This is a genomic window from Mycetocola saprophilus, from assembly GCF_000718085.1.
Taxonomy (GTDB): domain Bacteria; phylum Actinomycetota; class Actinomycetes; order Actinomycetales; family Microbacteriaceae; genus Mycetocola; species Mycetocola saprophilus.
On record NZ_JOEC01000002.1, the window covers coordinates 318,067 to 330,438 of the forward strand.

General features: G+C 66.8%; 12 protein-coding genes. 5 read left to right on the forward strand and 7 right to left on the reverse strand.

What is annotated here, in order from left to right:
* Positions 1–138: 138 nt before the first annotated feature.
* Together purL and IE92_RS0107290 are read right to left on the reverse strand one after the other, a co-directional pair.
* Entirely contained in the window at positions 139–2,511 is a 2,373-nt protein-coding gene (gene purL, locus IE92_RS16560; RefSeq protein WP_081863964.1) for a phosphoribosylformylglycinamidine synthase subunit PurL, read from the reverse strand.
* 154 nt (positions 2,512–2,665) lie between these two features.
* Positions 2,666–2,932 (reverse strand): LPXTG cell wall anchor domain-containing protein, encoded by a 267-nt coding sequence (locus IE92_RS0107290; RefSeq protein ID WP_030147844.1) that lies wholly within the window; start codon positions 2,930–2,932, stop codon positions 2,666–2,668.
* Between the two features lie 127 nt (positions 2,933–3,059).
* Here IE92_RS0107290 and IE92_RS0107295 point away from each other — a divergent pair, with 127 nt between their 5' ends.
* Positions 3,060–4,175 carry a VanZ family protein gene (locus IE92_RS0107295; RefSeq protein WP_030149729.1) on the forward strand — a complete coding sequence of 372 codons (1,116 nt, stop codon included), beginning with the start codon at positions 3,060–3,062 and terminating at the stop codon, positions 4,173–4,175.
* A gap of 102 nt (positions 4,176–4,277) precedes the next feature.
* On the forward strand, positions 4,278–5,504 hold the full coding sequence (locus tag IE92_RS0107300; protein ID WP_030149728.1) for a hypothetical protein: 1,227 nt from the start codon (positions 4,278–4,280) through the stop codon (positions 5,502–5,504).
* Positions 5,505–5,725: 221 nt separating this feature from the next.
* Here the strand turns inward: IE92_RS0107300 and purQ are convergent, their stop codons facing one another.
* The 4 genes from purQ to IE92_RS0107320 all read right to left on the reverse strand — a co-directional run bounded on the left by purQ (position 5,726) and on the right by IE92_RS0107320 (position 9,198).
* A complete protein-coding gene (gene purQ, locus IE92_RS0107305) occupies positions 5,726–6,427 on the reverse strand; it encodes a phosphoribosylformylglycinamidine synthase subunit PurQ (protein ID WP_030147847.1) in 702 nt (233 codons plus the stop codon).
* A complete protein-coding gene (gene purS, locus IE92_RS0107310; RefSeq protein ID WP_030147848.1) occupies positions 6,424–6,681 on the reverse strand; it encodes a phosphoribosylformylglycinamidine synthase subunit PurS in 258 nt (85 codons plus the stop codon). The genes purQ and purS overlap by 4 nt, the downstream gene beginning before the upstream one ends.
* A gap of 186 nt (positions 6,682–6,867) precedes the next feature.
* Entirely contained in the window at positions 6,868–8,169 is a 1,302-nt protein-coding gene (locus IE92_RS17795; RefSeq protein WP_162178496.1) for an alpha/beta hydrolase, read from the reverse strand.
* A gap of 141 nt (positions 8,170–8,310) precedes the next feature.
* Positions 8,311–9,198, reverse strand: coding sequence for a phosphoribosylaminoimidazolesuccinocarboxamide synthase (locus tag IE92_RS0107320; protein WP_030147850.1), 888 nt, complete (start codon positions 9,196–9,198; stop codon positions 8,311–8,313).
* 110 nt (positions 9,199–9,308) lie between these two features.
* Here IE92_RS0107320 and IE92_RS0107325 point away from each other — a divergent pair, with 110 nt between their 5' ends.
* Genes IE92_RS0107325 through IE92_RS0107335 form a run of 3 tightly spaced genes read left to right on the forward strand, consistent with a single transcriptional unit; the run spans position 9,309 to position 11,719 of the window.
* Positions 9,309–10,232: a TolB family protein gene (locus IE92_RS0107325; protein ID WP_030147851.1), complete on the forward strand. Its 924-nt coding sequence runs from the start codon at positions 9,309–9,311 to the stop codon at positions 10,230–10,232.
* Positions 10,229–11,326, forward strand: coding sequence for a TolB family protein (locus IE92_RS17270; protein WP_051701713.1), 1,098 nt, complete (start codon positions 10,229–10,231; stop codon positions 11,324–11,326). Before IE92_RS0107325 ends, IE92_RS17270 begins: the two co-directional genes overlap by 4 nt.
* A 33-nt stretch (positions 11,327–11,359) precedes the next feature.
* Positions 11,360–11,719: a DUF4180 domain-containing protein gene (locus tag IE92_RS0107335; protein ID WP_030147853.1), complete on the forward strand. Its 360-nt coding sequence runs from the start codon at positions 11,360–11,362 to the stop codon at positions 11,717–11,719.
* On the opposite strand, the gene IE92_RS0107340 is transcribed toward IE92_RS0107335, so the two are convergent.
* Positions 11,716–12,144, reverse strand: a complete 429-nt coding sequence (locus tag IE92_RS0107340) for a hypothetical protein (RefSeq protein WP_030147854.1) — start codon at positions 12,142–12,144, stop codon at positions 11,716–11,718. The genes IE92_RS0107335 and IE92_RS0107340 overlap by 4 nt on opposite strands.
* Between the last annotated feature and the right edge of the window lie 228 nt (positions 12,145–12,372).

The following is a 12,372-nucleotide window of genomic DNA, read 5'->3' on the forward strand; positions in this document are numbered from 1 at the left end:
CACCATCTCGCGGCGTCTGCGTCATGTCGTCTCCTCGACCTCCGGGATCGCGCCTCGATGCCCGAGTGAGAGTCTAGGGGACAACACGAAGCGGGCCGGGCACCGAAGTGCCCGGCCCGCCGCCGTATCCGCTACTCGCTAGGCGAAGCGCTTGGGCAGGGTGTCGACGTGTGCGGTGCGCAGCTCGTCGAGGCCCACGGTGAAGACATCCTGGACCTCGAGGGTGTTCGAGGAGGCGTCGGTGACACCGATGCGCTGCACCGGGTAACCGCGGCCCTCGCACAGTCCGCGGAAGCGAACGTCGTCCTCGCGGCGAACCGAGACCAGCACGCGGCCGGTCGACTCGGAGAACAGGGCGGTGGTGGTGTCCACGCCGTCACGCTCGATGATGTCACCCAGCCAGATGCGGGCACCCACGCCGAAGCGCAGGACACCCTCGGCGAGGGTCTGGGCGAGACCGCCGTCGGCGAGGTCGTGAGCGGCGCTCACGAGGCCCTCGGCCGAGGCCGCGCGCAGCAGCTCACCCAGGACGATCTCGCCGGGCAGGTCCACTTCGGGCGGGGTTCCACCCAGGTGCGAGTGCACGGTGCCGGCCCAGGCCGAACCGGAGAGCTCCTCGTGCGTGGTGCCCAGGAGGTAGAGGTTCTCGCCGTCGTCCTGCCATCCGCTCGGGGTACGGTCGGCGACGTTGTCGATCACGCCGAGCACACCGACCACGGGGGTCGGGAAGATCGGGGTGTCACCGGTCTGGTTGTAGAAGGAGACGTTTCCGCCGGTCACCGGGATGCCCAGCTCGAGGCAGGCGTCCGAGAGACCGTCCACGGCCTCGGAGAACTGCCACATGACCTCGGGATTCTCCGGGGAACCGAAGTTCAGGCAGTCGGTCACGGCGGCGGGAACCGCGCCGGTCACGGCCACGTTGCGGTAGGCCTCGGCCAGGGCAAGCTTGGCGCCCTGACGCGGGTCCAGCTGGCAGAAGCGTCCGTTGGCGTCGGTTGCGATGGCGATACCCAGGCCGGTCTCCTCATCGACGCGGATCATGCCGCCATCGTCGGGGAAGGACAGTGCGGTGTTGCCGAGCACGTAGTAGTCGTACTGGTCGGTGATCCAGGACTTATCGGCCTGGTTCGGAGAAGCCACGATCGAGAGGAACTGCTCGCGCAGCTCGCTGCCCTCGGTGGCGCGGGGCAGGGCCTCGCCGCGGTCGGCGCGCAGGGCGTCGAGCCAGGTCGGGTAGGCAACCGGGCGGTCGTAGACCGGGCCATCCACCGCGACGGTGCTGGGGTCCACGTTGACGATTTCCTCGCCGTGCCAGTTGATGATCAGGCGGCCGGTGTCGGTCACCTCACCCATCACCGAGGTCTCCACGTCCCACTTGGCGGCGACGGCCAGGAAGGCGTCGAGCTTCTCGGGGGTGACCACGGCCATCATGCGCTCCTGCGACTCCGACATGAGGATTTCCTCGGGGGTCAGGTTCGGGTTGCGCAGCAGGGTGTTGCTCAGCTCGACGAACATGCCGCCGTCGCCGTTCGCGGCCAGCTCGCTGGTGGCGCAGGAGATGCCCGCGGCACCGAGGTCCTGGATGCCTTCAACCAGCTCGTCGCGGTACATCTCCAGGCAGCACTCGATCAGCACCTTCTCGGCGAAGGGGTCGCCCACCTGAACGGCGGGACGCTTGGAGGGGCCGTCCTCCTCGAAGGCAACCGAGGAGAGGATCGAGGCGCCACCGATGCCGTCGGCGCCGGTGCGGGCACCAAACAGGACCACCTTGTTGCCCACGCCCGAGGCGTTGGCCAGGTGCAGGTCCTCGTGACGCAGCACACCCACGGCGAGGGCGTTAACCAGAGGGTTGCCCTGGTAGATCGGGTCAAACACGGTCTCGCCGCCGATGTTGGGCAGGCCCAGGCAGTTGCCGTAGAAGGAGATACCGCCGGTCACACCGTGCAGAACGCGCGCGGTGTCGGGGTGGTCGATGTCGCCGAAGCGCAGCTGATCCATGACGGCCACCGGACGGGCACCCATCGAGATGATGTCGCGGACGATTCCGCCCACGCCGGTCGCGGCACCCTGGAAGGGCTCCACGTAGCTCGGGCTGTTGTGCGACTCAACCTTGAAGGTCACCGCCCAACCCTGGCCGATGTCCACCACGCCGGCGTTCTCGCCCATGCCGACCATGAGGTTCTTGGTCATCTCCGGGGTGACCTTCTTGCCAAACTTCCGGAGGTAGTTCTTGCTCGACTTATAGGAGCAGTGCTCGCTCCACATAACCGAGTACATGGCCAGCTCGCCCGAGGTGGGGCGGCGGCCGAGGATCTCACGAATCTTGAGGTATTCGCCCTCGGTCAGACCAAGCGCCGCATACGGCTGCTCGCGTTCCGGGGTGGCGATCGCGTTGGCCACGGTATCGGCCTCGGCGGCCGCGGCAGACGCGGCCTGGTTCTCTACGGTGGGGGGAATAGCGGTCACGGGTACGGTTTCTCCTCGAAGCAGCTGGTGCCGGACACCTCCCATCCTAGAGGGTGCGCGGCCCCATAAATCACCGTTCCGAACGCCCGGCCACCCGGGCTCGACACGCCGCGGATTTGCGGGGGAGAAATACCCCTGAACCAGCCGCGAAAAGCCTGGCTGGGAGAGCCTCGCTAGACCGGGTTATTTGCGGGAAAATCTAGTCTCTCGGCTTGTTCTTGCGCGACCGCAGCACCGTTAGAGCAACCCCGGCGATGACCAGAATGGCCCCGATGATGATGATCGGGAGCAGGCCCTGGGCTCCGGTCTCGGCCAGCTGGGCGGCACCGGTGCCGGCGGCGGAGGGCAATACGGCGGCGGGCAGGACACCCATTCCCACCGGGGCGAGGATTCCGGCAAGGGCGGGAATCGACAGCAGCGCCAGCAGGACGATGATCGCGCGATTGGGGTTCGTTGTTGTACCCATGCCGTGAATCTACTCCGTAAGTCCGGAAAAGTCGAGGGTCAACCACGGGTTGATTCGTCTCATCCTCGGGACGTAAACCGGGTTGAAACCCCCGTATTTTTGCCGATCTCGATGTTAGGGTTCCGAGGTGAATGAACTGCTGACTCCCGCCCTGATCGCCCTGTTTTCCGGCGGCGTGCTCGCCGTGGTGTTGATTGTGCCGTTCGTCGCGACAAGCTATCGCAGGCGCGGAGGGCTGTCGTTCTGGCGCAGCATCGGCTGGTTGGCGTTTCTGGTCTACATGCTGGCGATCTGGTGCTACACCCTGCTGCCGATCCCCGGGAGCGCCGATTACCGCGCCAGCGGGGTTGAACTGGACATCATGTCCGGGGTGCGGGAGATCGCCAACTATCCACACGCGAACCTGCAGGACCTCGTTCATAACACCGCGTTCCTGCAGCTCGCTCTCAACGTTGTGCTGTTCATCCCGTTCGGGTTCCTGATGCGGACGCTGTTCCAGCGAGGATTCTTTGTGTCCACGCTGCTGGGTTTTGCGCTGTCGCTGCTGATCGAAACCACCCAGCTGACCGCGGTGTGGGGCCTGTTCCCCCGTCCGTATCGGGTATTTGACGTCGGCGATTTGGCGACCAACACCCTCGGTGCCCTGCTCGGATCGCTGCTGGCATTCGTGTTTGTGGGCTTCGCCCGGCGGGAGGAGGTGCGCCAGCGCGAACCGCGTCCGGTCACCGCCGGACGCCGCTTCCTCGGCTTCTTCTGCGACCTGTTGTTCCTCGGGTTACTGGGTGGAGGGCTGGTGCTGATGGTTCGCGTCTATCGGGCCACGGTGCTGGGCCAGTCGGGTGCGGAACTCGCCACAACCACCCAGACCGAGACCCTGGTGGGCTTGATCCCGATCGCGATCCAGTTCCTCTGCGTCATGATCGGCGGGGTCACCGTGGGCGAATCCGCGGTCCTGCTGGCCCCGGTGTATCACCGGGTGCCCGCATTCTTCTCCCGTCTGCTGCGCTTTGTGTTTGGGCTCGGAGGATACGTGGCTCTCACCAGCATCGATGTCCCGGCAACCGCGATCATTCTGCCCTTCTTTACCCTTGTCTCGATCATCGGCGTCTGGGCCACCCGGGATCGTCGCGGTCTGGCCGATGCCATCGCCGGAAGCTCGGTGGCCGATCGGCGACTGGTGCGTGGCGGAGAACCGCGGGAATCGATTGGCGGACGTGGCGGAAATTACTCATCCCAGATGTGAGTTTTCTGGGGAATTTCCCCGGGGAGTGCTGCGCGCTTGCAGCGACCCGGGGCAGGCAGCACGCTAGGGAGGGGAGGCCTTCTCCCGCTGAAAGGGACGTACATGGCGGCATCGGGTTTCGGACGTGGCTGGGTGAGGGTTGCCCGAGTGGAGGCGTCGCGGGTGTGGTACGCGAGCAGCGGGCGGTGGATTCTGGTGCTGGCCGTGATTGCGACGATCGCGGCGGTTGCCTTCCCCGCAATCACGGGTGGGCTCATCGCTCAGGATGACGTGGTTCCCCCGGATCTGAATCTGGATGACGCCAATGTGGTGGGCTCCCTCTACCTGGCGGGTGCCGGGTTTATCGCCCTGCCCGCCCTGCTCTGGGGCATGATAATCGGTGATCCGCGGGCGCCCAGGCGGCATGCGAAGGCCGCATCGACACCGACGGCGGTTCCAGCAGAGACGGTGGCTGCGGCACAGACAGCGGCTCCGCTATCGACGGCGATTCTCGCACCAACGGCAGTCGCGGAACCGACGCTGGTTCCGGTATCGGCCGAGGCACCGACCCACTCCGCGGACGGGCAGTCCCCGACCGATTCTGCCCTCCGCACAAGCGTGGCCGATTCCGCGGACCGGTCCTCCCCGGCCGAAAACATCCGGCGTGGAAGCCTGGCCGACTCCCGGAAGCTTCGGGCCGCCCAGGCCGAGCGTCGGGAAGTCAAGCGCCGAGACCGAGCCCGGCTTCGCGCGCGGTCGGTGCGGATCTCCGAGCGGGTGAGTAGGGCCGCCGATCCTCGTGCCGCGGTGGTTGCACGCGTTGCTGTCGCCGCCGTCGCCGGACTGGTCCTGGGCGTCGTGCTGGTGGGCGTCGCCGTGCTGACCTCGGTGGTGGCCCTGACAATTTTTGGATCGTCCCTCTGGCTGACCGACGACCACACCCTGATGCTCGGGGTCCGGATGATCCTGGTCTCTATCGTGCTCACCGTTGCCGGAGCGGGGCTGGGCGCGCTGGTGCACGGCCTGCGCCCGTCGGTGTTACGACCCATTCTGTTGGTGCTGGTGGCGCTCGCCGTGGTGGGGGTGGATGCCGGGATGCGGACCGCCAACGCGATGGGAGCCCTCCCCGATGCGATGATCCGCTTCGTGCCGAGCGTGATCACCCGTGCGGCGTCCGGCGTGGCCGGTGCGGGTTTTCCTCCCGCCACTCCGTTTGCCGTGTCGGGACCGCGCACGTTCGCGCTGCTCACGGTGATCGCCTTGCTCACGGTCGCCGCCGCCACTACCCGCGCGGCCATCAGATCCCGACGCACCCCCGACGACACGGCCCCACGGCTCGCCCAGGCGTAGACGGGAAGCCGCCCCATCGGGTGGCCAAACAGGACGGCCCATCCGGTCTCGCAGAGGCGAAACCACGACGGCCCGCCGGGCTCGGGTAGGCGAGAGCGGGATGTCCCGCCCGAATCGCAGCAGCGAAAGTGCGAAGGCCTGCCGGACCTGCTTAGGCGGAAACACGACGGCCCGCCGGGACTCGCAGCAGCGAATCCGGGCGGGCCGAATGTGTGGGCGGACTAGACCGCCAGCAGGGCTGTGAGGGCCGAGGCGAAGAAGCCCAGGCCGTCGGTCCCCGAACGCATGGCGTCCGCGGTGTCCGGGCCGAAGCCGGGCTCCACCGCGTGCTCGGGGTGCGGCATCAGGCCCACCACGTTGCCCGCGGCGTTGCTGATGCCGGCGATGTCGCGCATCGACCCGTTGGGGTTGACCCCGGAATAGCGGAAGACCACGCGGCCCTCGCCCTCCAGACGGTCAAGCTCCTCGTTCGAGGCGATGAAACCACCCTCACCGTTCTTCAGCGGGATGACAATTTCCTGCCCCTGGGTGAACGCGTTGGACCAGGCGGTGTCGGTGGACTCCACGATCAGGCCCTGGTCGCGACGAATGAAGTTACCCTTTTCGTTGCGGATCAGGCCGCCGGGCAGCAGGTGCGCCTCGGTCAGCATCTGGAAACCGTTGCAGATACCCAGTACCGGCATTCCGGCGTTCGCCGCCGAGATAACCTCGGTCATGATCGGCGCCCGCGCGGCAATCGCGCCCGCCCGCAGGTAGTCGCCGTAGCTGAACCCGCCGGGCAGGACGATCGCGTCCACACCCTGCAGGTCGTGGTCGGCATGCCAGAGGGCTACCGGCTCGGCACCGGCGATGCGGATCGCGCGCTGAGCGTCGCGATCATCCAGCGAACCGGGGAAGGTGACCACACCGATCCGGTGGGTCATGCCTGGGCCTCTTCCACGCGGATGCTGGTGACATCCTCGATGACCTGGTTGGAGAAGATCTCGTCGGCGAGGGTGGCGACGTCGGCGAGAATCTGCTCGGTGACCTCACCCTCGACGGTGAGTTCGAAGCGCTTGCCGATGCGCACGTCGGTGATGGTGGAGTGGCCCAGACGGCCAAGCGCTCCGGCCACGGCCTTACCCTGCGGGTCCAGCAGGTCGGACTTCGGCATTACTTCTACGATGATTTTTGGCACCAGTGTCTCCCGGTGAGTCAGGGGGCGGATACGCATTCAGTCTAGTGGGCGATTCACCAGAAATTTGCCACCGGCCGGAGCGCATGACACTCCGAATGATGCCGCATGTTTTCGGGGGCCGGTCACCCTCACAATCGGGCCGAAAATGCGTGTGGCTCGGTCGGTGTTTTGCCCCGCGTCTTCGGCCTAGAGTGTGCGCAGAATCGCGACCGCATGCAGGTGCCAGTGCTCGGCGAGCGGAACCACCGCCGTATACATACCCGCGTCGTGGGTGGCCCCCTGGAACTCGATTGCGCTCGCCGAAACCCCGGCCTCACGCAGTGCCCGGGCATAGGCGGCACCGTCTCCGCGGAGGGTGTCGTACTCGGAAATCAGGATGTGGGCGGTCGGAAGCCCGGCAAGATCCGCGGCGAGCAGGGGCGAGGCCAGCTGCGTGCGCGCCTGATCGGGGTGGGCAAGATAGCGTGAGCGGATTGCGCGCAGTTCGCGGGCGACCAGGAATTTCGGGACCCGCATCTCGCGCAGTGGGCGCAGGTCGATGTGGGAACCGGTGAGATCTAGGCTCGGCACTTCCAGCAATTGGAGGCGCAGCGGATGGGCTGCCCGTGCGCGGTTGGCGAGGGTCACCGCGGCGGCAATGTTTCCCCCCGAGGATGCACCGGTGATGCCGATCCGGTCCGGATCCAGACCCAGCTCCGATGCCCGGGCAAACAGCCAGTCGAGCACCGCATAGCCCTGCTCCACCGGGGTCGGGAAGCGGCTGTCGGGCGCGCGGGCGTAGTCCACCGCGAGGTAGGCGACGCGGGCATCCCGGGTGCGCCGGCGAAAACCCGCATCCACGCTGGTGTAGTCGATTCCGCCCACGTGAAAGGCCCCACCAAAAAACGCCAGTATCGCCGGAAACCCGGTCTTGGGCGCCGGGGTATCGGGCAGGTAGAGGCGCACGCGGACCTCGGGGAACCCGGGAACGGGGATCACAAACTCGCGCGTGGTGAGGTCGGGCCCGTCGAGGCCGACCCGTCCGTGAAGTTTGCGGTCCCAGAGCAGCGCGTTGCGCTCCTCCCAGGCGGGGGTGCCGCGTGGCACCCGGTGGGCCTTGGCGGTGGTGAAGGCGTCGAGGGCGCTGGTCGGCGTGATTTCCCGCCAGTGTGTGGTGGCCTCCGGCGCGGAATCTTCGGGGGCGGGGTTCGCGCTGGTGCAGGGGTCCTCGAACTCTTCCTCTCCGTCGCTGATTTCCGCCGGGGCAGGTGCGGATGAGTGGTGTTGGCCTCCGGCGCGGCGCGACCCGGGATCGGTGCCGAGAGTTTCGCCGGGACTCGCGTTTCGCCCGGCGCGAAGACTGCGCAGCCGCGCGGGCAGCGTGCGCAGCCCGGTCAGCGTGCGCGTGGGAAGTGCCCGGATGACCGCGGCTATTCGCTGTCGAATCTCGGTGATCGTCCCGGCTCGGTTTTCTCGAAGCTGACGCTCAAAGTACGGATCCAAGGGCATCCGCATCCCTCCTTCCGGCCGCACCCCCGCGCGGCCCTGTGCTCCAGGGTAGCGATCCGGGACCGGCCGGAACAGGGCATCAACACAAAACCCGGGATCTCTGGGGAAGATCCCGGGTTGTGGAGGACGCGGCTCGGGCGGCTAGGCCCCGCGCAGGCGCTCCAGCAGCTCGCGGTAGCGGGCGGCGGTGCGCTCGCGAATGTCGAGGGGCAGCTCGGGCGGCGTGCCGGTCTTGTCCCAGTTGGCCGCGAGCCAGTCGCGCACGATCTGCTTATCGAAGCTCGCCATCCGCGCGGCCGGATCGGTTTCGGACGCGTAGATGTCGGCGTCCCAGTAGCGGGAGGAATCGGAGGTCAGGACCTCATCGGCGATGGTGATCGCCCCGGTCTCGGGGTCGCGGCCGAACTCAAACTTGGTGTCGGCGAGGATCACCCCGCGCTCCTCGGCGATGGCCGAGGCCCGGCGGAAAATCTCCAGCGACAGATCGCGCAGGGCGGTGGCATCCTCGATGCCCACCAGCTCGATGCTGCGCTCAAAGGTGATGTTCTCATCGTGCTCGCCCAGCTGCGCCTTGAACGCCGGGGTGTAGAGGGGCTCGGGCAGGCGGTCACCATTCTGCAGACCCGCGGGCAGCTGGATGCCGCACACGCTCTGGCTCGCCTGATACTCGGCCCAGCCGGAACCGGTGAGGTAGCCGCGCACCACGGCCTCGATCGGGAACATGTCCAGCGACTTGGCGCGCATCGCGCGGGCGGCCACCGGCGCGGGCAGGCCATCTCCCAGCGGCAGCAGGTGGTTGGGCACGAAGTCCAGCCGCTCAAACCACCAGTTGCTCAGGGAGGTGAGCAGCTCACCCTTGTCCGGGATGCCGGGGGAGAGGACGTGGTCAAACGCGCTCACCCGGTCGCTGGCGACCACCAGGATTTCGGGCGCGGGCGCACCTTCGGCAAGGCCCGCGGGACGGTAGAGGTCGCGCACCTTCCCGGAGTAGAAGTGGGTCCATCCGGGCAGCTCTGCATATTCGCTCACGCCTCCATTATGGGGTATCGGGCGTGTCTCAAAAACCGGGCCGGGAATTCGCTCAGCGGTCCCACCGCGGGCTACCTGCGCGGCAGGCTTCTGCGGAGTAGGGTCGATGCATGAGCACTCCCGTGACCTCCTCGTCCTCCTGGCGACAACTCCTGCCCGGGCAGCGCGCCGAGCTGCGTATTTTCCACGTGGACTCGGGCCTGGACGAGCTTGTTTACCGCGATGATGCGGCCGTGATCGAGGCCCCGAACTGGAGCGTGGACGGCGACTGGCTGATCCTCAACCGCGACGGCCTGCTGTATCGGATCGCGCCCACCGGCGGCGAACTCGAACGGCTGGACACCGGGGAGCTCACCGATTCCAATAATGACCACGTGCTTTCGGCGGATGGCCGGTTCCTCTATGCGTCCTCCGAGGACGGCCACCTCTACGAGGTGCCGCTGCCCGGCGGGCCCGCGCGGCGGGTGACCCACCCCGGTGACGGCGTCCCGATGCACTACCTGCACGGCATCTCCCCGGATGGACAAACGCTCGCGTTTATCGGTTCCCTGCCCGCCCGGGGGATCGAGGACTACAACGTCCTCATCGCGGATGTGGCCACCGGCGCGATTGACGCGCTGACCACGGCCGCGGCCCCGCACGATGGATCCGAATACGATCCGAGCGGAGCATACGTGTACTTCAACTCCGAGCGAGCCTCCACGATCCCCGGGCACTCGCAGCTGTTCCGGATGGGCGCCGATGGGGCCGGCATCACCCAGCTGACCTTCGATGAGCGTGTGAACTGGTTCCCGCATATCTCCCCGGACGGCACCCGTCTGGTGTACCTGAGCTACCCCGCCGGGACGATGGGACATCCGGCGAACCTCCCGGTAGAACTGCGCCTCACTACCCCCGAGCTGGATCCCGCCCACACCCGCACCGTGGTGTCGCTGTTTGGCGGGCAGGGCACGATCAACGTGCACAGCTGGGCCCCGGATTCGACCCGCTTCGCCTACGTTGCCTATCCCCTGACCGAGGAGACGAACCGATGACCACCCCGATTTGGCGCACCCTGCTGCCTGGCCAGCGTACCGAGGTGCGCGTCTATGACGTGACCACCGGCACCGACTCCCTGGTTTTTGCCTCGGAGACCGACCTCTTGGAGGCCCCGAACTGGCATCCGGACGGGACCTTCCTGGTGCTCAACCACGAGGGCGGGCTGGTCCGGGTTCCGCTGAGTGGCGAGGGTTCCCCCGAGGTGATTCCCACCGGCAACCGCGGCGACCTCAACAACGACCATGTACTCTCCCCGGATGGTGGCACCATCTACGCCACCGCGAAGAACGGGCACCTCTATGCGATCCCGATCGCCGGTGGCACCCCCACCCAGATCACCCGGGATGATGACGGCCTGGTGAAGCACTACCTGCACGGTATCAACGCCGGCGGCACCCTGCTCTCGATCGTGGGGCTGAGCTTCCCACACGGACCCAACACCCCCGAGTTCGCGCGGTTCCGCGTGGCGCTGGTGCGGATCGCCGACGGTGCCCTGATCCCGCTCAGTGCCGCCGCCCGGCCCGAAGACGGAGCCGAGTTCGGACCCGACGGGTCACTGTACTTCAATGCCGAACCCGAGGGATCGGCCCCTGGCCACGCGCAACTGCACCGGATGGCTGCCGCGGACGTGCAGGGCACGCTGGGTGAGGTCAAGGACCCGACCTCCCCGCTCTCGATTGTCGAGATCCTCGGCGAATCCGCCTTCCCACTGTTGACCGCGATCGAGCACGTGGAGGACTGCGCGCTGCCTCGGCTGGTGGGGGAGCTTCCGGCGGACACCGTGGCGAGCCTGGCCGATGGATCCGGGCGGGAGTTTGTCCTGCCGGTGGCACACCAGCTCACCAACGACGAGCGGGTCAACTGGTTCCCGCACCCCTCGCCGAACGGGGAGCACCTGCTGTGGCTGTCGTATCCCGCGGGGACGCTGGGCCACCCGGAAAACCTCGAGGTCGAGCTGCGGCTAGGCACCCCGGACGCGGCCGAGGCGCGCACGGTGGCCCGCCTGTTTGGCGGGCAGGGCACCACGAACGTCAACGGCTGGTCGCCGGACTCGACCCGGTTTGCCTACGTGGCCTATCCGATCGGCTAGTTTTTGGTGGTTCGGGTTCGCTAGCCTGAGCACATGAGTATCGAGGAGATCGCCGAGCACCGCGTGATGGTGCTGCCCGAAACCGGAGAGTATGTGACGACCCCGGACGGCATGGCCGAACTGATCGGCTCGCTCTGGGGACAGAGCGTGACCCTGGTCGCGGTCCCGCGCGAACGCCTCGATCCCGAGTTCTTCCGCCTGGCTTCCGGGGTGGCCGGGGAGTTCCTGCAGAAGCTGGTGAACTATCGCACCCCGGTCGCGATCATCGGCAATATCGATGCCGAGACCGCCGCCAGCGCTCCGCTGCGAGACTTCGTCTGGGAGTCCAACCGCGGCACCCAGGTGTGGTTCGAACCGACCCTCGACGCCCTGCGCGAGCGCCTGCGCGGCTAGTCGCCCTCGTAGGCCGAGAAGTCCAACCAGCGAAGCAGATAGGGCTCCGGCACTCGCCCGGTGAGGAAATACTGATAGTAGATGTCCGCTGCTTCGTCGGCATCAAATACCTCGCCGGGGTGAACCTTGACCTCGTTGAAGATCGGCACCGAGGGTTCACCCGAGTAGTCGGTCCCGGGATGTCCCACGCAGTATTGGCGCTCTGCGCCCTCGGCCTCAACGAACCTGACTTCGATGGCTAGGGCAGCGCCCGTCCCGGCGCTCTGCATGAACCGAGGTTCGGGGGCGGAGAAATCGATATCGTCGAAGGCGACGCCCTCCGGCGCTTTCCACAGCGAGTACGACCAGTACTTGTTACCGTCTAACAGGCCAAGGCCGTGCCGGATCTGGTCCCGGTATGGTCGAATCGAGTCGACGAGGTACATATGCCCAGTGCCGTTGTCCGTCACAATGTGTGTTCTTTGAGACACAGATTGACCTTTCTTCCCTTTCTTCCCGCTGCGCCAACACCGAAGGGTGGGCGTGTGAACGAGCGTACTGTGGCTACCGCCTAGATCACACCTTGATGCGGAGTTCGGGAGCTCGGGACGACGGATTAGAGTATTGAATATCAATTAGTACCTAACAGTGTGTGATACCTGCTACGCTCTCAG